Origin of the sequence: Brevundimonas lenta (genome assembly GCF_014196335.1) — a bacterium.
GTDB lineage: Bacteria > Pseudomonadota > Alphaproteobacteria > Caulobacterales > Caulobacteraceae > Brevundimonas > Brevundimonas lenta.
In genome coordinates, this window is sequence record NZ_JACIDM010000001.1 from 175,604 (window position 1) to 195,714 (window position 20,111).

The 20,111-nt window shown below is 69.3% G+C and carries 21 protein-coding genes; 14 read left to right on the plus strand and 7 right to left on the minus strand.

The window, feature by feature from the left end:
• The first annotated feature begins 21 nt into the window (after positions 1-21).
• Positions 22-702 carry a thioredoxin family protein gene (locus tag GGR12_RS00920; protein WP_183201912.1) on the plus strand — a complete coding sequence of 227 codons (681 nt, stop codon included), beginning with the start codon at positions 22-24 and terminating at the stop codon, positions 700-702.
• A gap of 3 nt (positions 703-705) precedes the next feature.
• On the opposite strand, the gene GGR12_RS00925 is transcribed toward GGR12_RS00920, so the two are convergent.
• Positions 706-1,155, minus strand: a complete 450-nt coding sequence (locus GGR12_RS00925) for an OmpA family protein (protein ID WP_183201914.1) — start codon at positions 1,153-1,155, stop codon at positions 706-708.
• A gap of 80 nt (positions 1,156-1,235) precedes the next feature.
• Positions 1,236-1,577 carry a YMGG-like glycine zipper-containing protein gene (locus tag GGR12_RS00930; protein ID WP_183203705.1) on the minus strand — a complete coding sequence of 114 codons (342 nt, stop codon included), beginning with the start codon at positions 1,575-1,577 and terminating at the stop codon, positions 1,236-1,238.
• A 151-nt stretch (positions 1,578-1,728) separates the two neighbouring features.
• Between GGR12_RS00930 and GGR12_RS00935 the strand changes: the two genes are divergently transcribed.
• From GGR12_RS00935 to GGR12_RS00945, 3 genes are all read left to right on the plus strand, one after another.
• Positions 1,729-2,067 carry a hypothetical protein gene (locus GGR12_RS00935; protein ID WP_183201916.1) on the plus strand — a complete coding sequence of 113 codons (339 nt, stop codon included), beginning with the start codon at positions 1,729-1,731 and terminating at the stop codon, positions 2,065-2,067.
• Positions 2,068-2,128: 61 nt separating this feature from the next.
• Positions 2,129-3,100, plus strand: a complete 972-nt coding sequence (locus tag GGR12_RS00940; protein ID WP_183201918.1) for a diacylglycerol/lipid kinase family protein — start codon at positions 2,129-2,131, stop codon at positions 3,098-3,100.
• Positions 3,100-3,951, plus strand: a complete 852-nt coding sequence (locus tag GGR12_RS00945; RefSeq protein ID WP_183201920.1) for a metallophosphoesterase — start codon at positions 3,100-3,102, stop codon at positions 3,949-3,951. Before GGR12_RS00940 ends, GGR12_RS00945 begins: the two co-directional genes overlap by 1 nt.
• Positions 3,952-4,010: 59 nt before the next feature.
• Here the strand turns inward: GGR12_RS00945 and GGR12_RS00950 are convergent, their stop codons facing one another.
• The 3 genes from GGR12_RS00950 to GGR12_RS00960 all read right to left on the minus strand — a co-directional run bounded on the left by GGR12_RS00950 (position 4,011) and on the right by GGR12_RS00960 (position 5,051).
• Positions 4,011-4,175 carry a DUF1328 family protein gene (locus GGR12_RS00950; protein WP_183201922.1) on the minus strand — a complete coding sequence of 55 codons (165 nt, stop codon included), beginning with the start codon at positions 4,173-4,175 and terminating at the stop codon, positions 4,011-4,013.
• An 88-nt stretch (positions 4,176-4,263) separates the two neighbouring features.
• A complete protein-coding gene (locus GGR12_RS00955; RefSeq protein ID WP_343053047.1) occupies positions 4,264-4,641 on the minus strand; it encodes a hypothetical protein in 378 nt (125 codons plus the stop codon).
• Between the two features lie 26 nt (positions 4,642-4,667).
• Positions 4,668-5,051: a glycine zipper domain-containing protein gene (locus tag GGR12_RS00960; RefSeq protein WP_183201927.1), complete on the minus strand. Its 384-nt coding sequence runs from the start codon at positions 5,049-5,051 to the stop codon at positions 4,668-4,670.
• Positions 5,052-5,187: 136 nt separating this feature from the next.
• Here GGR12_RS00960 and GGR12_RS00965 point away from each other — a divergent pair, with 136 nt between their 5' ends.
• Together GGR12_RS00965 and maiA are read left to right on the plus strand one after the other, a co-directional pair.
• Entirely contained in the window at positions 5,188-5,841 is a 654-nt protein-coding gene (locus tag GGR12_RS00965; RefSeq protein WP_183201930.1) for a fumarylacetoacetate hydrolase family protein, read from the plus strand.
• Positions 5,838-6,470, plus strand: a complete 633-nt coding sequence (gene maiA / locus GGR12_RS00970) for a maleylacetoacetate isomerase (RefSeq protein ID WP_183201931.1) — start codon at positions 5,838-5,840, stop codon at positions 6,468-6,470. Before GGR12_RS00965 ends, maiA begins: the two co-directional genes overlap by 4 nt.
• Before the next feature lie 3 nt (positions 6,471-6,473).
• Here the strand turns inward: maiA and GGR12_RS00975 are convergent, their stop codons facing one another.
• The gene (locus GGR12_RS00975) at positions 6,474-7,364 is read right to left on the minus strand and encodes an alpha/beta fold hydrolase (RefSeq protein ID WP_246328701.1); all 891 of its coding nucleotides are present in this window, start codon (positions 7,362-7,364) and stop codon (positions 6,474-6,476) included.
• A 48-nt stretch (positions 7,365-7,412) separates the two neighbouring features.
• Here GGR12_RS00975 and GGR12_RS00980 point away from each other — a divergent pair, with 48 nt between their 5' ends.
• Entirely contained in the window at positions 7,413-8,060 is a 648-nt protein-coding gene (locus GGR12_RS00980) for a glutathione S-transferase family protein (protein ID WP_183201934.1), read from the plus strand.
• Positions 8,061-8,067: 7 nt separating this feature from the next.
• On the opposite strand, the gene GGR12_RS00985 is transcribed toward GGR12_RS00980, so the two are convergent.
• A complete protein-coding gene (locus GGR12_RS00985) occupies positions 8,068-9,420 on the minus strand; it encodes a M23 family metallopeptidase (RefSeq protein WP_183201936.1) in 1,353 nt (450 codons plus the stop codon).
• 471 nt (positions 9,421-9,891) lie between these two features.
• Between GGR12_RS00985 and GGR12_RS00990 the strand changes: the two genes are divergently transcribed.
• From GGR12_RS00990 to GGR12_RS01020, 7 genes are all read left to right on the plus strand, one after another.
• Entirely contained in the window at positions 9,892-13,008 is a 3,117-nt protein-coding gene (locus tag GGR12_RS00990) for an intermembrane phospholipid transport protein YdbH family protein (protein ID WP_343053048.1), read from the plus strand.
• 77 nt (positions 13,009-13,085) lie between these two features.
• Entirely contained in the window at positions 13,086-13,277 is a 192-nt protein-coding gene (locus GGR12_RS00995) for a YnbE family lipoprotein (RefSeq protein ID WP_183201940.1), read from the plus strand.
• A 17-nt stretch (positions 13,278-13,294) separates the two neighbouring features.
• Positions 13,295-13,657 (plus strand): YdbL family probable chaperone protein, encoded by a 363-nt coding sequence (locus tag GGR12_RS01000; RefSeq protein WP_183201942.1) that lies wholly within the window; start codon positions 13,295-13,297, stop codon positions 13,655-13,657.
• 23 nt (positions 13,658-13,680) lie between these two features.
• The gene (locus GGR12_RS01005; RefSeq protein WP_183201944.1) at positions 13,681-13,953 is read left to right on the plus strand and encodes a hypothetical protein; all 273 of its coding nucleotides are present in this window, start codon (positions 13,681-13,683) and stop codon (positions 13,951-13,953) included.
• Between the two features lie 41 nt (positions 13,954-13,994).
• Positions 13,995-14,801 carry a tryptophan 2,3-dioxygenase gene (locus tag GGR12_RS01010; RefSeq protein WP_183201946.1) on the plus strand — a complete coding sequence of 269 codons (807 nt, stop codon included), beginning with the start codon at positions 13,995-13,997 and terminating at the stop codon, positions 14,799-14,801.
• 69 nt (positions 14,802-14,870) lie between these two features.
• Positions 14,871-15,356, plus strand: coding sequence for a PA2169 family four-helix-bundle protein (locus GGR12_RS01015; RefSeq protein ID WP_183201948.1), 486 nt, complete (start codon positions 14,871-14,873; stop codon positions 15,354-15,356).
• Between the two features lie 215 nt (positions 15,357-15,571).
• A complete protein-coding gene (locus GGR12_RS01020; RefSeq protein ID WP_183201950.1) occupies positions 15,572-19,915 on the plus strand; it encodes a beta strand repeat-containing protein in 4,344 nt (1,447 codons plus the stop codon).
• Positions 19,916-20,111 lie beyond the last annotated feature (196 nt).

The following is a 20,111-nucleotide window of genomic DNA, read 5'->3' on the forward strand; positions in this document are numbered from 1 at the left end:
TACTGACCACAGGAGGCCGCCATGACCCGACTGATCACCGTAGCCCTGGCCGCGTTGACCCTCGCCGCATGCCAGCAACAGGCCGCCGCGCCGCAGAAGGCCGAAACGCCGGCCCCGACGCCGGTCGCCGCCGCTGCGCCTGGAGCGATGCCGATGGCCGGGCAGATGGCGCCCGCCTTCACCCTGGTCGACGCCGAGGGGGTGCAGCGCTCGCTGGCCGACTTCCGCGGCAAGGTCGTCGTGCTGGAGTGGACCAACGAAGGCTGCCCCTATGTGAAGAAGCACTACACCGGCGCCATGCAGGCCCTCCAGCGCGAGGCGGCCGAGGACGGCGTCGTCTGGCTCAGCATCATCTCCTCGTCGCCCGGCACCCAGGGCTATGTCGAGGGCGACAGCGCCCGCGCCTGGAAGACCCGCACCAACGCCGGATCGACGCACCTGCTGCTGGATCCGACCGGTCAGGTCGGCAAGCTGTTCGGGGCCAAGACCACGCCGGACATGCGGATCATCGATGCCGAGGGTCGCCTGGTCTATGTCGGCGGCATCGACGACAAGCCGACGCCGCGCGTCGAGGACCTGCAGGGGGCGACGAATTTCGTCCGCGCCGCGCTGGATGACGTGCAGTCGGAACGCCCGGTGCGAACCGCCTTCGCCACGCCCTACGGCTGTGCGATCAAATATCCGGAAACGGTCGGGACCTGAGGCTCAGCGCGGGGCCGCGTCGACCACCACCTCTGTACGCCGTCGCATCGGCTCGTTGGTTCCCTGGGACGTCACGGCGCCCTCGGATCCGATGGCTTCAAGCTCGAACGCCGGCGTGGGCCAGCCTGCGGCGACCAGCGCCTCGGCCACCGACACGGCGCGGCGCTGCGACAGATCCACATTGTCCGCCGCCACGCCCTGGGCATCCGCCAGGCCGATCACCCGCACCCGGCGGATGTCGCAACCCTGCAGCTGGGTCGCCGTCAGCCCGATCGCCTGCAGCGCCGGATTGGTCAGCCGGGCCTCGTTCTCGGCGAAATAGACCTCGAACCGCTTCTCGGCGCACGGCGAGGGCTGCGCCACGATGTCCGCGCGATCCGGCGTCTTCGGCGTCAGGCTGCAGCCCGCCAGAACACCCGCCGTCAGGCCCGTCAGCAAGATCGTACGCAGCATCTCCGAACCCTCTCCGCTTCATGAAAAGGGCGGCCCGCCACCGACGAACCGCCCGTATCTCAGTTCAGAAAAGCCTGCGCCTAGTAGCGACGCTGGCCGTTCTCCCAGTAGCATTCGTCCTGACGGCCGTCGTAGCAGTAGTAATACCGCCCCTGGCTGTCCCGGTAACGCTGCTGGTTGTTCCGGTCTTCGTTGGAGCCGCGGATAATGCCCGCAGCGCCGCCGACGACCGCGCCGATGGCTGCGCCGGTGCCGGCGCTGCCGCTCCCGACGTTATTGCCGATGATAGCGCCGGCGACCGCACCGAGGCCGGCGCCGATTGCGCCCTGACGCGTAGCCTCGCTGGGTTGGCTATAGGGGTCGCTGGCGCAGGCCCCGGCCAGCAGGCCGGCAGACGCAATCGCGATGATCGCCTTCTTCATGGTGACTTCCTTCATCCCTCAGGTTCGCCCCGTGGGTGAGAACGCTGGATAAGCGTGACGGTTCCCCGCCTATGATCCTGGTTAAGCCTGCATTAGGCTGGTTTCCGGGGCGCGGAGGGTGCGTCCGGGGCATTGAGACGGGGGTTTTCGTATGCGTTTTTCCGAACCGGTCCGCATGGCGGACGATAGCGATCACAGCCCGGTGTGGGCGCGCTCCAAGCGTCGTGGGGGCAACCCGGTCATCGGGGTTATCGTGACCCTGCTCGCGCTGTTCGGCGTGCTGACAGCTGTGCTCGGCATCAAGGAGCAGTCGCTGGCCGAAGGCGGCGCCATGATGGACGGCTGGATCACCAAGGGCGTCTCGACCGTGAAGGGCGAAGCCCCGAAGGTCGCCGACGAGGCCACCGACGTCGCTGCCGAAGCCGCCGGCAAGGCCGGTGATGCGGCCCAGGCCGGCGCCGCCGCCGCGACCGAAGAGCTGAAGAAGTAGTAGTCTCGCTACCGTCTCACCGCCGCCGGAACATCGTCCCCTCGCGGGGCGTTCGGGCGGCATGAGCGAGACTGTAGCCGATGCTGTCGATCTGACGGCCGTGTCCCCGGATGCGGCCGTCGAGCCTTGCGTCCTGACGCCCCATGTGGCGCTGGGCCGGGTCATAATGCTGGTCAATCCGTTGTCCGGCAGCGTCGGCCCTGGCGCGGCCGCAGAAGCGGAAGGCATCCTGTCCGCCTACGCCTGCGAGGCCTCGGTCGTGTCGCTGGAAGCCGGACAGTTCGACCAGCAGATCCAGGCCGCGTTGGATGAGAAACCGGATGTCCTGTTCGTTCTCGCGGGAGACGGCACGGCCGGCACGATCGCCTCGCGCGCCGGCCCGGACGGGCCCCTTGTCGCTCCGCTGCCGGGCGGCACCATGAACATGCTGCCGAAGGCGCTGTACGGCACGGCCGACTGGAAGGCCGCCCTGAAGGTCGCGCTGGAGGAAGGCGCACCGCAGTGCGTGGCCGGCGGCGAGGTCGAGGACGGCGAGGTTCGCCAGGCCTTCTTCTGCGCCACCATTCTTGGATCGCCGGCGCTGTGGGCCCCGGCCCGCGAGGCGATGCGCACGGGTCGGCTGAAACTGGCCTGGCTCTATGCGCGCCGGGCCCTGAAGCGCGCCTTCTCCGGCCGTCTGCGCTTCTCCCTCGACAAGCGTCCCGAGCGCCGGGCCGAGGCCCTGGTGCTGATCAGCCCGATGATCTCGAAAGCCATGGACGAGGACACAGGCCTGGAGGCCGCCGCCATGAATCCCGCGGACGCGGGCGAGGCCTTCCGCCTCGCCGCCAACGCCGTCCTCAGCGACTGGCGCCAGGATCCGTCCGTCACCACCCGGGCGACGCGGATGGTTCGGGTTCGCGCCCGTTCGCGCATCCCGGCGGTGATCGACGGCGAGCCCATCCTGCTGCGTCATGAGGCTCGCGTCCGGTTTATCCGCAACGCCTTCCAGGCCCTGGCGCCGATCCCGGCTGCGGCGGAGGACGCCGTCTAGTGGGGCGCATTCTTCAGTTTTCGGACGTCCATTTCGGATGCGAACACAGGCGGGCCTGCGCCGCAGCGCTGGACTTCGCACACGCCTCGCCGCCGGATCTGGTGCTGATCACCGGCGACGTCACCCAGAAGGGTCTGCCCGACGAGTTCGCCGCCGCCGGGGAATGGATCCGGCGCATGCCGGAGCCGACCTTCGTCATCGTCGGAAATCACGACGTGCCCTACTGGAGCCTGCCGGCGCGCCTGTTCCATCCGTGGAAGGCGTTCGAGGACGCCATCGGCCACCCGGCCCACGACCACCAGTTCCTCAGCCCCGCCCTGATGGTCCGGGGCGTGGTCACGGCGCGGGGCTGGCAGGCGCGGCCCAACTGGTCGAAGGGCGTCATCGACCTCGATCAGACACGCAAGGCCGCCGCCGCGCTGCGCCAGGCGCCCGTCGGCGCGCTGCGCGTGCTGGCCTGTCACCATCCGCTGATCGAGATGATCGGCACGCCCATGACCGGCGACGTGAAGCGCGGCGACGACGCGGCCGCGATCTTCGCCGAGGCCGGGGTTGATCTGATCACCACCGGACACGTCCACGTGCCCTTCGCCCTGCCGATCAACCTCGGCGATCACTGCTCCTATGCGGTCGGCTGCGGGACCCTGTCGCACCGGGAGCGGGGGTCGCCCCCCAGCTTCAACCAGATCGAATGGGACGCGAAGGAAATCACCGTCACCGCCATCGCCTGGACCGGAGACGCCTTCGCGCCCAGCCAGACCTGGCGTCTGCCGCGCCGCCAGGACACGCGCAAAACAGCCACGGCGCCTGATCCCGCCACCCCCGGCGAGCGCGAGCGGGCCGCCGTCTGAACCGGCCACGAAAAAGGGCCGCGACATCGCCGCGGCCCTCTTCGATCAAGTCTGTCTCGCTAGATTCGTCGCCCTCGACCGGTCACGAAGTGCACGATCAACAGGATGATGAAGACCACGAACAGAATGTAGGCGATGTTCATCGAAAGGCCCGCGACACCGCCGGCGCCGAGGGCGCCTGCGACGAGAGCGAGCACGAGAAATATCAGTGCCCAGCGCAGCATTGAGAGATTCCTTCCGCACAGTTTTCACGGAACGGCTGTGTTCGCCGCACCTGTATGAACAACGTTCGGAAGGGTCTGCTGTTCCGCTTTAGCGGCGACGGCGGCCGTGCGGTTTTTCGGTGAAGGCCGCAGCCACGATGCTGGCAAGCGCCGGATTGCGAAGGAAGATCCAGCCGCCGGCCAGGGCCGCCGCAGTGCCGAGGATCGGGCGCTGTTTGAACAGCATGAACGCCCGTTCGCCGAGGCCGTAAGTCTCGTCCGCTTCAGGCTCGGCCGGCTCGTCGCTCTTCAGATAGGTCAGCGCCACGGCCAGGGCGACGACGGCGAACAGCAGCATGGTGATGGCCGCGGCCGCGAGCGGCACGACGACCATGCACAGGGCGTAGAAGACGGTCGCCCCCAGACAGACGACGGCGACCAGCGCCGCCCCGGCCGCGATCGCGGCCGCGACGGCTTTCTTCGTCACCGAGCGGATCAGCCCCCCGCCGATCATCAGCGGCGACGACCGGCGAGCAGCAGGCCGAGCACCACGCCCACGCCGAGCGCGATCGCGGTCGACTGGATCGGACGCTCCTGAACCCGTTCGGTCAGATAGCGCTGGGCCTCGTCGAAGCGCTCCTGGGCCTCATCGTAATACTCACGACCCCGCACGCGGGCTTCGTCGTAATAGCCGCGAGCGCGCTGACGCAGGACCTCGGCCTGTTCGCGCATGCGGGCTTCCGTCTCGGCCGCCTTCTCGCGCAGACGGGTTTCAGCTGCAGTCGCCTTCTCGCGCAGATCGTCCTTCTCCACGCCACCCAGCGTCTTGAGGTCGTCCTTCAGCGTGTTGATGTCGTTCTTCACGGCTGCTCGTGCCGCCGCCTTGGTGGTCGCCATTATGCGCGCTCCGTTCGTCAAGCTTGACGGTTAGATAGAGAACCCTGAGCCGGAACGCCACTCCGCCGTCACGGTTCCCGCATTGCAGCATTGCGGGACTCTGGCGAACCGGCTCCGGGCGGAATAGACAACCATCATGACCGACTGGCTGTTTTCGCCCGCCCCGACCCCGTCGCTGCCCGTCACGGGCCAGACCGCGCGCTTCCCCGTCCGCCGCATCCTGTGCGTCGGCCAGAACTACGCCGGGCATGCCAGGGAGATGGGCCACGCCCGCGCAGAGCCCTTCTTCTTCTCCAAACCGGCCGACGCCGTGGTGACGGACGGCGCTGATCCGCTGTTCCCGACGGCGACGGCCAACCTGCACCATGAGGTCGAACTGGTGTGCGCCATCGGCGAGGACGGCGGCATCGCCGGCTGGGCCGTCGGGTGCGACCTGACCCGGCGCGATCTTCAGGCGGCCGCCAAGGAGAAGGGCCGCCCGTGGGACGCCGCCAAGGGCTTCGACCAGTCCGCGCCCTGCGGCGCGATCACCCTGGGCGCCCTTCCCGACCCGGCCGCGCCGATCGCCCTGACGGTCAACGGAGAGGCGCGTCAGTCGGGCCGTCTGGACGACATGGTCTGGAACCCTGAAGAGATCCTGGCCAAGGCGCGGGAGTTGTGGGACGTGCGCCCGGGCGACCTGATCTTCACCGGCACCCCCGAAGGGGTCGGCCCGGTTCAGCCGGGAGACCGGATCGAGGCGACCATCGGGGGCCTGGCGCCCCTCGCCTTCACCCTGAGGCCGAGATGATCCTCCACAACTACTGGCGCTCCGGCACCTCATATCGCACCCGCATCGCGATGGAGCTCAAGGGCCTCGCCTACCGGCAACGCGGCGTCGATCTTCGCCACGGCGACCAGAAGTCCGACAGCTATCTGGCCCTGAATCCGCAGGGTCTGGTCCCGGCCCTCGAGGTCGACGATACGGTCCTGATCCAGAGCCCCGCCATCCTCGAATGGCTTGAGGAGGCCTATCCGCTTCCGCCGCTGCTGCCGGCCGGGCCGGTGCCGCGCGCCCACGTTCGAGCCATGTCCGCCCTGGTCGGCTGCGACATCCATCCGCTGAACAATTTGCGTGTCGGCAAGGCGTTGAAAGAGACGTTCGGCGCCGATCAGGCCGCCATCGACGCCTGGGCCGCCCGCTGGATCAATCCGGGGTTCGAGGCGCTGGAGGCGCTGGTCGCGCGCCACGGGGCCGGCTGGTGCTACGGCGCCTCACCAACCCTGGCCGACTGCTACCTGATCCCGCAGATCTATTCGGCGCAGCGTTTCAACGTGCCGCTGGACGCCTTCCCGCACCTGATGGCCGTCGACGCCGCGGCGAAGAACCACCACGCCTTCATCGCCGCCCACCCGGACAACCAGCCCGACGCGGACTGAGGCTCAGGCCAGGAACCGGTTCACCGCCGCAATGAAGCGGGCCGGCTGGTCGATCATGACCATGTGCTCCGCCCCCTCGATGTGTTCGAACGTCGCCGGTCGCGGGAGGTTGGCGTAGGCCCCCCGGAACAGGGTGTCGGTGCGGCTGCGCGGCGAGTTCTGATCGGTGCTCCAGCCGTAGACCACCGTCACCGGCGCCGTGATGTCGGCCAGCCGGCGGCGCAGGTCGATCGTCATGACCTCGTACAGGGACTGGGCCAGCACCTTCCGGTCGCCGCCCTGCCAGCCCATCGTTCCGAACAGGGCGTCGGTCGCCCCGCCCAGCTCCAGCCCCATCTCCTGGCCGCGAGCCCGCAAGGCGTCGTCGCCGAGGAACTGGATCGCCTGATAGGCCACCTGGGCGATCGGCTCGACGTCGCCCACCGTCGCCTGCGGGCTGATCAACGCGGCGAAGAAGGGCGAGGAATCCACCGTCATCAGCCGCGCTACCCGTCCCGGCGCATCCGCGGCGACGCGGATGCCCAACTGGCCGCCCATGGAATGGCCGATGATCGACGGCCGATTCAATCGCTGTTCGGCGATGTAGCGCCGGATCTCGGCAGCCACGGCGCCCATGACCGCGCCTTCCGCATTCCCTTGCGGGGCCAGGTCCCCGAAGCCGCGCACGGACACCAGGTGCAGGCGATAGCGGCCCCCAAGCCGGTCGGCGGTGCCGCGCCACACCGCGCTGGTTGAGGCCAGCCCCGGGATCAGGATCAGGTCAGGGCCTCGCCCGCGCGTCTCGACCACGATCCTGCGCGAGGCGAAGGCGGCCTGCGCCCAGGCGCCGGAACCGGCCGCGCACAGCATGCCGCCCGCCAGCGCGCCCTTCAGGATGTTTCGCCGTTGTTCCATCAGCTCCCGGGGTCCAGTTTCCGGCTCATAACGCACAGGGAGACGCAGATGACCCCGCCGTCCGACGAGATCGTTTTCTACACCAACCCCATGTCGCGCGGCCGCATCGCCCGCTGGATGCTGGAGGAGGTGGGCCGCCCGTACCGCACCGTCGTTCTGGATTTTGGCACGACTATGAAGGCCGCCGCCTATCTGGCGATCAATCCGATGGGCAAGGTGCCGGCCGTCACCTGGCGAGGCGTCACCGTCACCGAATGCGCCGCCGTCTGCGCCTGGCTGGCCGACGCCTTTCCGGAGGCCGGGCTGGCCCCGGCGTTCGATGATCCGCTTCGCGGGCCGTACCTGCGCTGGATGTTCTTCGCCGCCGGGCCCGTCGAGGCCGCCGTCACCGCCAAATCGCTGAACCTGCTGGCCCCGGCCGACAAGGCGGGGATGGCCGGCTACGGCAGCTTCGAACAGGTCGTCGACACGCTGGAGAGCGCGGTGTCGGGCGAGGAGCCGTGGATCCTCGGCGAGCGCTTCTCGGCCGCCGACGTCTATGTCGGCAGCCAGATCGGCTGGGGGCTGCAGTTCGGCTCCCTGCCGGACCGCCCGGCCTTCAGGGCCTATGCGGAGCGGATCTTCGCGCGCGAGGCCGCGGTCCGGGCGCGCGCCATCGACGACGCGCTGATCGCGGCCGCCAATGTCGCAAGCTGAGGGGGGGTTAGCCCTGGGCGGGACGCAGGCCGCCGGACATGGCGGCCTGTTGGGCGCGACGCTCGCCGCCCGAGGCGATGATGCGGTCGATGCGGGCCTTTTCGGCGCGGAACGCCGCCAGGTCCGAGCCGGCCAGAACCGTGCCTTCCTGGGTGCGGACGCCGGCCGGATTGATCCGTTGGCCGCCGCGCCAGATTTCGTAGTGCAGGTGCGGACCGGTCGAGGCGCCGGTCGAACCGACATAGGCGACGATCTGGCCCTGACGGACGCGCTGACCGGCGCGAACGCCCGGCGCGTAGCGCGACAGGTGGCCGTAGCCGCTTTCGAGGCCGTTCGGGTGACGGATGCGCAGCCAGTTGCCGTAGCCGCCCCAGCGGCGGGCCTCGACGACCACGCCGTCAGCCGGGGCGACGACCGGCGTGCCCATGCCCGCGGCGAAGTCGATGCCCTGGTGCATCTTGCGATAGCCGGCGATCGGGTGACGACGGAAGCCGAACGAGGACGAGACCCGGAAGCCCCGCTCCAGCGGCGTGCGCATGAAGGCCGAGCGGGTGTTCTTGCCCGTGGCGTCGAAATACTGGGCTTCTTTCGCGCCTTCCGCCTTGAAGCGATAGAAGACCACGCCCTTCAGCTCGGCGTACAGCAGGTCGCCGGAGCCGATGGTGCGGCCGTTCTCGGTGACCGTGCGGTCGAAGACGTAGGTGAATTGATCGTCGGACTTGATGTCCCGATCCATATCGAACTTGTGCGAGAACAGGCGGCCGGCCTGACGGGCCACGCCAGCCGGGGCGCCTTCGCGACGCGCCGTACGCGACAGCGAGCCCTCGACCTTGCCCTTCAGCACGACGGTCTCGTGCGTGACCTTTTCTTCCAGCGCGCGCAGGCGCAGGGCGCCGTCGAAGCTGCGCGACACGGTCAGCTGGCTGGCCGGGCCCGTGCGCATGGTCAGGCCGATCAGACGGGCGTCGCCCCGGCCGCCGCGCGGCTTGGCGATGGCGGTCTCGAACTTCTGGCCGGCCCGCATCGAGCTGACGTCCATGGCGTTCGACAGGGTGGCGGCGACGGCCGAAGCCTCTTCCGGCGCGATGCCGGTGCGGCGCACGGCCTGTTCGAAGGTCTCGCCCTTGCGGATCTGGACCGGCACCGCTTCCGGCGTGGTCAGACCAGCGGGCATGCCGCCGGCGGCGAAGGCCTGGGCCTCCAGTGCGGCGATCTGAACTTGCGTGAGGGGCGGAGCCTCTTCCGCCTTGGCGGGTTGGTATACGCGACCGGCAAGCAGCGCCACCGAGATCGCCGCCACCGCTGTCAAAGCGTGCGGAGCGATGCGCATCGGCTGGCGACGTGGATCGAACTGAGCCATCGGTCCCCGATAAACGACGACGCCAGACCGGCGCCAAAGCTACTGTTAAGCAAGGATCGCGCCTGAGCCGCCCCCCGGGGGCCGCCAGTCGCGAGACAGGCCGTATAGCCCGCCGGGACCATCATGGGAAGCCGGATCGTTACAGACCGTTAACCGAGGCCGTAGTCTCGGGTAAAGCTTGCGTGATCGGTGAGATTAGCCTGAGGTCTCGCCAGTGTATTCGTAGCGATTAGACGAGGATATCGGAGTCCCGTTCCGCATGGATCGGCCGCCGACTCGGACTGCATTCAAAGTGGCCGATACGCCACTCATCTGTGGCCCACTGGACACGCATTTGTTGCTCATCGGGAGTCCTCATTTGCTCATCACCCATTCCACCGGAGGATGCGTCCCGATAAGGACCAGGGCATGAGCGAAACCGCGTCCCCCGCCCCGGTCCGCCCACCCCGTCCGCGCGTGCGCGGACGCAGGGTGCTGTTGATCCTCGGGGTCGTGCTCGGCGTCCTTCTGATCCTGCTGGCCGCGGCCTGGCTGAATCGCCGCATGGCTGCGCGCCAGGTGCTGATCGGCTGGCTGGAGCAACAGGGCGTGCCGGCCGACATGGAGGTCGAACGGGTCGAGCTTGACCGGCTCGTGGCCCGCATCCGCATCGGCGATCCCGCCCGGCCGGACGTGACCGTCGAACGGGTCGAGGTCGACTATGTGATCGGCTCCCCCTTCTCGAAGCGCGGCCTGGGCGTGACCCCCAGCCGGGTCCGCCTGGTGCGACCCGTTGTCCGCGCCAGCGTGCGCGGCGGCAAACTGTCGCTGGGCTCGCTGGATCCGCTGATCGAGAAATTCATGAGCCGCCCGCCGCAGCCCGACGTGCGCGGCCCCCTGGTGCTGGTCGAGGGCGCCCGGGTGCGGCTCGACACCGACTACGGCCCGGCCAACATCCTGGGCGACGCGCGCATCGACAACGGCGAACTGCGGCAGCTGAACGCGCGCATGCCGGCCACCGCCTTCCGCAGCGGCGACATCGAGGCGCGCGATCTCGCCGCGACGCTGGTCATCGCCACCACCGGCGACCGGATGGCCATCCGCGGAACCGCCAATGCATCGAGCGCCAACCTGCCCGCCCTGTCCGGCGAGGCCCTGCAGCTGAACCTGACCGGCAACTTCCCATATCCGGACCTCAAGGCCCGCCGCGGCGACGGCTGGGTCCGGGTCGTGGGCGCCCTGACGGCGGGACAACTCACCGCCGGCGACCGCACGGCCGCCGACGCCGTCGCCGACCTGACCTTCACCGGTCAAAGCGCGGGCTGGCTTGAGGCCTTCCGCATCGAGGGCGTCACCGACGCCGATCTGCGCGCCGACCGGCTCGAGGGCCCCAATGTCGCCAGCGCGCTTCGTCTCAGGCTCGACGGGGCGCAAACCTCGCTGATGCGCGACAGCCGCGGGCTGGGCTGGAGGCTGGAGGGCGGCGCCGTGCTGGACGCCGGGGCCGTCGAGGGTGTCGGGCTGGACGCGTCCGGCCTGACTCTCAGCACCACCCGCCTGGTCGTCGGCGGTCGCGGCTCGGCGCTGGAGGCCCAGGGGCCGTTCAGCGTCACCGCCGACCGTCTGCGACTGAACGAGCTCCGCCTCGATGGCGCACGCGGGGCCCTCGATCTGGATCTGGTCTCCGACAACGCCCTGCGGCTGGAAGCCCGGGGATCGCTCAGGGCCACACGCGGCGCCTGGCCCCTGTTCGGCGCCCCCGCGCGCGACGACGCCGTCGAACTGGCCGATATGAAGCGCGCCCTGTCGGACTTCGCGGTCGACATACCGGCCGTATCCATCAGCGCCACGACCTCCGAAACGCGGGTCGTCCTCGACCGCCCGGCGACCCTGCGTCCGGCCAACGGCGGCGTCCTCACCGTCAGCCCCTCGTCGGGCCCGATCTTCGCCGCCGTGCGTGGCGCGCCCGGCGGCGGCGCCCTGAGCGTGTCGGCGACTCCGGGCGCCGGCCTGCCCGACGCCGCCATATCCATCCCGGCCTGGCGGCTGACGCCGGGCGGGTTCACGGCGACGATCGACGGTCGCGCCGCGCTGGACTTCGACGTGGCCCGCGGCGTGACCCTGTCGACCAGCGGGGAACTGGCCTCATCCAACGGCCGCCTGACCTATGTGGCCAACGGCTGCATGCCTTTGACGGTCGAGCGGCTGGAGCTGGACGAAAACGACGTCACCGACATCTCGGGCGATTTCTGCCCGTCGGAAGCGCCCATGATCAGCGTCGTCGACGGCGCCTGGCGAGCCGACGGCATACTTTCCGACGTCGACGCCGACGCCCCCTTCCTCGCGATGTCGTTCCGGGACGCACGAGGATCGCTGACCGCCACGGGCGGCCCGCGCGGCCTCGGATTGGACGCCCGCGTCGCCCGCGCCCGGGTCGTCGACGCCACCACGCCCGAGCGCTTCAACCCGGTCACGGCGGTCGGCTCCGCACGGCTTTCGAACGAAAACTGGACCGGCGCCTTCGACTTGTCGCGCGGCGAGACCGACCTCGGGACCATGACCGTGACGCACAACGGGCGGGAAAAGGCCGGCGGCCTGACCATCGACGCGCCCTCGATCATCTTCTCGGTCGGCGGCCTTCAGCCCGAGGACCTCAGCCCGGTGATCGCCGGCTTCGTCGGCTCGCCCGCGTCCGGATCGGTCTCCTTCGCAGGACGCGTCGACTGGCGTGACGGCGCCGAGGGCACCAGCGGCGGAAGACTGACCATCCCGGGACTGAACTTCAACAGCCCGGCCGGACCGATCACCGGACTTCAGGGGACGGTCGACTTCACCAGCCTGGCCCCCCTGACGGCCGAGCCCGGTCAGGTGCTGACCGCCGAGCGGCTGGACTCCTTCGCCCCGCTGACAGACGTCGACCTGACCTTCGGCCTCGACAAGTCCGCCGTGACCATCCAGGGCGGCGATCTGGACCTGGCCGGCGGCGTCATACGGGTCGAGCCCTTCGCGGTCCCCTTCGACCACAACCAGCCGATCGCCGGCGTCGTGGTGCTGGAGAACGTGCAGCTCGGCGACGTCGTCGCCGGTTCGGGCCTCAACGACAAGGTCGCCCTCGACGCCGTCGTCTCGGGCCGCCTGCCTTTCACCTACGATCCCCAGGGCGGGGTCCGCATCACGGGCGGCAGCCTGCAGGCGATCAAGCCGGGTCGACTTTCGATCCAGCGCGAGGCCCTCAGCGGCCTCCAGGCGGACGGCGGCGGCGAAGGCGTGCCGCCCAACACGGTCCAGGACCTGGCCTACCAGGCCATGGAGAACCTGTCGTTCGACATCCTGTCCGCCGAGGTCAACAGCCTCGACCAGGGCCGGCTGGGCATCCTGTTCCGCATCCGCGGCCGCCACGATCCGCCGACCCACCAGGAGCTCCGCATCCCGATCAGCGAGTTCATCAGCCGCGAATTCCTGAACCGCCAGCTGCCGCTCCCTTCGGGCACCGAGATCGACCTCACGCTCGACACCACCATCAATCTGAACGAGCTGATCGGCGATCTGATGGAGCTGAATCGCGCCCGCGCCGGCAAGCCGACGCCCACCCCCTACGTCACGCCCTGATGCGGCCGCCTTCGCCGTTCAGAACCCGTTCACCATCGACCGCGTTAGATCGCAGCGGATCTTCCGGAGACCTGATCATGACCCGTGCGAAGACGCGCAGAGCCGTCGCCCTTATCGGCCTCATCGCCGTAGGCGCCGCCGCCTGCACGCCGACCGTCCGGCTGCAGGTCGACCCGATCCAGATCTACGCCAAGCTGGACGCGGACGTCCGCATCCGCCTCGACAAGGAGCTTCAGGACCTCCTCGTCGAGAATCCGAACCTGTTCTGAAGCGAAAGTTGCCCATCATGTCCTTCCGCAAGCTTTTCGTCGTAGCGGCCGCCATCGCCGCCCTCGGCGTGGCCGCGGGCGCGGCCTTCGCCCAGACCTCGCAACAGAAGTCGCTCATCGACGCCGCCAAGGCGCAGGGCGTCGTCGGCGAGCAGGCCGACGGCCTCCTCGGCTTCCGCACAGCCTCGTCCGATGCGGCCCTGACAGCGGCCGTACAGGTCACCAACCAGGCCCGCCGCGACGCCTACGCCCGCAGCGCCACCCAGGCCGGGACCACCGCCGACGTCGCCGGGGCCCGCATGTTCGAGACCCAGCTCCTGCCGCGCATCAGCTCCGGCCAATGGTACCGCAACGCCCAGGGTCAGTGGGTGCAGCGCTAGGCGGTCGGGAGTAGGATGGGAGCATGGCCTCCCGCTCGCTCCGCCTGCTGCGCAATCTTCTCATCGCCGCGCTCATCGCGGCCGCCTCGACCTGGGGCCTGGCCGCCTTCTGGCGCGCCATCGGCGGCGGCGACCTGCCGTTGCACGGCTGGATCGCCCTGCTGATCGGCACTCTCGGCACGGTGGGGCTCGCCTGGGCGCTGATGGCCCTGGCCTTCAAGTCCGAGCGCGAGGGCTGGGATGACCGCGTCGACAACACCCTCGACCCCGGCCGCGACGACTCCGATCGCAACTGAGCGCCCTTGAGCCGGCGGCCTGCCCGCGCGATACGACGCCCATGACCGACGCCGCCCCGCCCTCCTCGATCACCTATTCCGGCTATCTGGCGCTCGACGACCTGCTCGCCGCCCAGCATCCGCTGTCGGACCAGCATGACGAGATGCTGTTCGTCATCATCCACCAGACCAAGGAGCTGTGGCTCAAGCAGATCCTGCACGAGGTCGCCCTGGCGCAGTCGCTGGTTCGCAGCGGCGATCTGGTCCCCGCCTACAAGAGCCTGGCCCGCGTCAGCCGCATCCAGGCGGTCATGACCCAGAGCTGGGACATCCTCGCCACCATGACCCCGGCGGACTATCTGCGCTTCCGCGGCGTGCTGGGCTCCTCCTCCGGCTTCCAGAGCGACCAGTTCCGCCGCTTCGAGGCCATGCTGGGCCTCAAGGACTCGCGCTTCCTCCGCTTCCACGAGGAACGGCCACACGCCTACGCCGCCCTCAAGGCCGCCATCGATGCGCCCAGCCTCTATGACGACGCCCTGTCGCAACTGGCCATCGCCGGCCTGCCGATCCCGGTCGAGGTGCTGAACCGCGACGTCAGCCAGCCCTACGAACCGTCCGAGGCGGTCGAGGATGCCTGGCTGGAGGTCTATCGCGACACCGCCCGCTGGTGGCCGCAGTACCAGCTGGCCGAAAAGCTCGTCGACCTCGACGACGCCCTGCTGACCTGGCGCCACAAGCATGTCGTCACCGTCGAACGCATCATCGGCCGCCGCCGCGGCACCGGCGGTACGGAAGGCGTCGCCTACCTCACCGAGACCCTCCAGCGCCGCTGTTTCCCTGAGCTCTGGTCGCTGCGCACGCGCCTGTAACGACGTTCGACGGCAACCTTCGCCGCAGGGATGCGCTTTATTCGTCTCTCCCACACGGGGATGACGACCATGACGAACGCCAATCGCCACGACATCCAGGTCCTCAACGGCCTGATCCGCACCACCATCGACAGCGCCGACGGATACCGCGAGGCCGCCACGGAGACGTCGGACGATGGCCATCGCGACCTGTTCACGCGCCGCGACGTCGAACGCCGCAGCGTCGCCGAGGAGCTGGGAACCAGCGTCCGTTCGCTGGGCGGCGAGCCCGACGCCGAGGGCTCGATCCTCGCCAAGGCCCAGCGCGCCTTCATGGACGTGAAACACGCCCTGCTCCGCGACGAGCTCAGCGTCGTCGGCGCGCTCGAAAGCACCGAGGACCACGTTCAGGCTCATTTCGAGAAGGCGCTGGAGGACTCCCACATCTCGGCCACCACGCGCGAAACCATCCGCCGCGCCTGGGACAAGGTCCGCGACGGCCACGACCAGATGCGCGACCTCAAACACAGCCTCGAAGGCCAGAAGGACGCCAACAACCGGTTGTTCCCGCAGTAGGCGACGGCACACCCCGTTCACCGACCTGCCGCCCGGTCAGAGGCCTCGCCGCACGTCGACCAACCGACGTCTCCTGACCGCACCGTGAAGCCACACTCGCCGGAGGGTTTTCTCCAACTGGCTGATTCTCCTTGTCAAACTCGGCGAGCGATGGTCTCTCTGCGCGCGTCGCCAGCGCCAAGGGGGAGCGGGCGTTCATCCAGCAAGGATCGAGCATGCCCACCATCAACGGCACGTCGGGCGACGACGTACTGGTCGACACCGACGCCCAGGACCAGATCAACGGTCTCGGCGGCAACGACACCATCACAGCGCGCGGCGTGTCCGATCAGACCGACGGCGGCGACGGCGACGACCTTCTGATCGTCGACTTCTCGACCGCCACCGGCAATGTGATCACCGGGCAGTTCATCCCCTCCACCGGCGACGTGACCGGCTACTATTACGAAGTTCCGACCCGCCAGGTCGACTTCACCAATTTCGAGCGCTTCGACGTCCGCACCGGCTCGGGGAACGACACCATCGTCACGGGCGGCGGCAATGACGTCGTGAGCACCGGCGCGGGCGACGACGACATCGACACCTGGCGCGGCAATGCGACGGTCAACGCCGGCGCCGGCGTCGACTTCTGGCGCGCCGACTTCAGCAACAACGCCCTGGGCGTCTCGCTCGACCTGAACGCGGCCGCCTCGGCCTTCGTCAACCTGGGCAACGGCTCCAGCGTCCAGGGCGTCGAGCGCGTCTGGCTGTTCCTCGGCACGGGCGCCGACACGCTCGTCGGCCGCACCGGGAACTACAACGACACGATCGATGCCGGCGCGGGCAACGACAGCATCACCTTCACCGGCGGCAACGACAGCTACACCTTCGGCGACGGCGTCGACACGCTGATCGCCGACTTCTCGTCGGAGACCGCGGCGGTCTTCCTGCAGATGCCCTATGACAGCACCCCGGGGACCCTGCGCAACGCCGGCAATACCCAGCGCGTCAGCTTCACCGGCGTGGAGAATTTCACCATCCGACTCGGTTCGGGCGACGACGCCATCACCACGGACGCCGGCTTCGACACCCTGTACGGCGGCGCCGGCCGCGACGACCTCTACACCCTGACCGGGGGCGCCGTGATCGACGGCGGGACCGGCATGGACACCTGGACGGCCGACCTGAGCTATTTCTCGGGCGGCATGACCATGAACCTCAACGCCGGCATGACCGGCGTCAGCGTCATGGGCGGCGGCAGCTCGGTGACCAATGTCGAGCGCGTCGACCTGACCTTCGGCTCGGGCAATGACGTCATCACCACCCTGTATGGCGTCAACAACAACGCCACGGACCTGCAGACCGGCGGCACCGGCTACCGCGACGTGATCCACGGCGGCGCGGGCGACGACATCATCACCTCGGGCGGCGGCGGCGCCGGCGGCGGCATGGGCGACGTGATCCACGGCGACGACGGCGTCGACACCCTGATCATCGAGATGGGCGACCGCACCTCCTACATGTTCGTCGGCGAAAGCCTGACGCCGGGTTCGGGCACCTTCGCCAACAACAATTTCACCGGCATCGAGCGGATGATCATCCGCGGCGGCTCGGGCGACGACGACCTGCAGACCATCCTCTCGGGCGCCTGGGAAGACACGGTCAACGGTGGCGACGGCAATGACAATATCGCCACCTTCCAGGGCGTGGCCCACGTCGACGGCGGGTCGGGCATCGACGGCTGGAACGTCGACTTCAGCAACACCGCCACGGCGATCTCGCTCGACCTCAATCTCGCGGGCGTGCAGCAACTCGCCAACGGCAGCGACGTCACCAGCATCGAGCGGCTGTACCTGACCGCCGGCTCGGGCAATGACGTCATCGTCACCCGAACCGGGAACACCGAGGACGGCATCGACGACACCGTGAACGGCGGCGCCGGCGACGACATCATCACCGTCGGCGGTGGCGCGGACACCATCGACGGCGGCGACGGCGTAGACACCCTCGTCATAGACTGGTCCGGCGAAACGGCAGGCATCCAGAGCTTCGGCGGCGTGTTCCGCGACGGCGCCGCCGGCAACCTGACCCGCGTCAACTATTCGAACATCGAACATTTCGACATCACCACCGGCTCGGGCAGCGACCTGCTGTTCCTCGGGGCAGGCAATGACCGCGCCCGCGGCGGCGCGGGCGACGACTGGCTCATCGGCGGCGAGGGCGACGACGTCCTCGAAGGCGGCGTGGGCGCCGACACCGTGATGGGCGACAACGGCATCGACACCGCCAGCTATCGCGGCGCGGCGGTCGGCCTGACCCTGAACCTCGCCAACAACGCGGCCAGCACCGGCGACGCCACGGGCGACACCTTCCAGGGCATCGAACGCTTCGAGCTCTCGGGCAACAACGACACGCTGGTCGGCTCGGGCGCCGCCGACACCGTCTTCGGCCTGGCGGGCGACGACACCCTGGACGGCGGCGCGGGCGACGACGTTCTGAACGGCGGCGACGGCACGGACACCGCCGTCTTCTCGGGCAACTGGGCCGACTATTCGATCAGCACGGTCGCCGGCGTGATCACGGTCACCGGCGCCGATGGCGTCGACACCCTGACCAATGTCGAGGCCCTGCAATTCGCCGACCGCACCGTCGTGACCGGCGTCAGCCTGTCGGGCACCGCAAACGGCGAGACGCTGACCGGCACCGAGGGCGACGACACCCTCAACGGCCTGGCGGGCGCGGACATTCTGCGCGGCGGCGCGGGCAGCGATACCCTGAACGGCGGCTCCGATTCCGACACCGCCGACTATAGCGGCGCGACCTCGGGCGTGACCGCCAATCTGACGGCCGGCACGGCCGTCAACGACGGCCAGGGCGGTTCGGACACCCTGATCTCGATCGAGAACCTGATCGGCTCCGGCTTCAACGACAGTCTGACCGGCGACGCCGCCGCCAACGACATCACCGGCGGCGCCGGTGACGACGCCCTGGCGGGCGCCGGCGGGGTCGACACCCTGCGCGGCGGCGCAGGCGCCGACAGCCTCGACGGCGGCGCCGCCGACGACATCCTGATCGGTGGCGCGGGCATCGACGTGCTGGCCGGCGGGAACGGCTTCGACACGGTGGACTATTCGCAGGCCGCGGCCGGGGTGAACGCCCGTCTCGACGTTATGCGCGCCACCGGTGACGGCGACGGCGCGACGGACACCTTCAGCTCCATCGAGGCGCTGACGGGTTCGGCCTACAACGACACCCTGATCGGCGGCGCGCTGGGCGACGTCCTGCGCGGCGGTCTCGGGGCCGACACCCTGCTCGGTCAGGGCGGCAACGACATCCTGTGGGGCGGCGCCGGCGCGCTGAACCAGCTGCAGGGCGGCGCCGGCGACGACCTCTACATCCTCGAGGTCGCCGACTCCGTCGTCGAGGCGGCGGGCGCGGGCACGGACACGATCGACGTCCGCATCAACGCCTACAACCTCGCCGCCAACGTCGAGAACCTGATCTTCGGCGGGACCGGCGCCTTCTCCGGCACTGGCAACGTCCTCAACAACACCCTGACCGGCGGAGCGGGCGACGACCTGCTGCGCGGCCGCGGCGGCGTGGACGTCCTGCAGGGCGGATCCGGCATGGACACCGCCGACTACTCGCAGGCCGCGGCCGGGGTGAACGCCCGTCTGGACGTCATGCGCGCCGTCAACGACGGCGACGGCGCGACCGACACCTATGTCTCCATCGAAGCCATTCTGGGTTCAGCCTTCAACGACACCCTCGTCGGCGGCACGCTCGGCGACCGCCTCAGCGGCGGCCTCGGCGCGGACACCCTGCTGGGCTTCGGCGGCAACGACATCCTCTCCGGTGGACAGGGTCTGGCCAACCAGCTGCAGGGCGGTCTGGGCGACGACACCTACATCCTCGACGCCTACGACACGATCGTCGAGCTGGCCGGCCAGGGCTACGATGTGATCGAGGCCCACGTCGGGGCCCACGTCATGGCCGCGAACGTGGAAGACATGTTCTACGTCGGCTTCAACAAATTCTACGGAACGGGCAACGCCGGCAACAACACCATCACCAGCGGCATCGGCGACGACATCCTCAAGGGCATGGGCGGCTCCGACCGCCTGTTCGGCGGTACGGGCTACGACGAGGTTCATGTGCGGGGCTCCAAGGCCCAGTACACGGTCACCATCGAGGGCTCGGGCTGGCGCATCGTCGACACGGTCGCCGGCCGTGACGGCACTATCTACGTCGAGAGCATCGAGGCGGTCCGCTTCCTGACCGGCAACACCAAGACGGTGCTCACCTACACCCACGTGGGATCGCCGGAACTGTCGGCCAAGGACGCCGGGCCGCTGGTCTCGCCGCTGCAGGACGACGACGCCTTCATCCTGCCGGCCCTGCCCCACGACGCGAGCCCGCTGGTTTCGCCCGAACCGTTCGCACTCGCCGGCGAGGCTTCCGGCGGCGGCGCCAGCGGCATGGAGACCGGCTTCCATGGCTTCGCGGACGCGCCGCTGCTCATCGGCGGCATGTTCGGCCCGCACATGGACGGCCACGCCCACGACGGCTGGATCGTCTGACCGAGCACGGCTTCAGGTGAACGAAAGGCCCCGGCGGAACCGCCGGGGCCTTTTCCGTTTATGGCTCCGCTTGCGTGTTGTTCGAACCGCGCGCCTTACTGCCCGTCGGGCCTACCCAATTTGCGCTACTGCGCAGGGGCCTTTCAGGCCCAGGCCCCCCGCCCCCGCCTGATCAGTATGCGTTGTTTTCATCCGC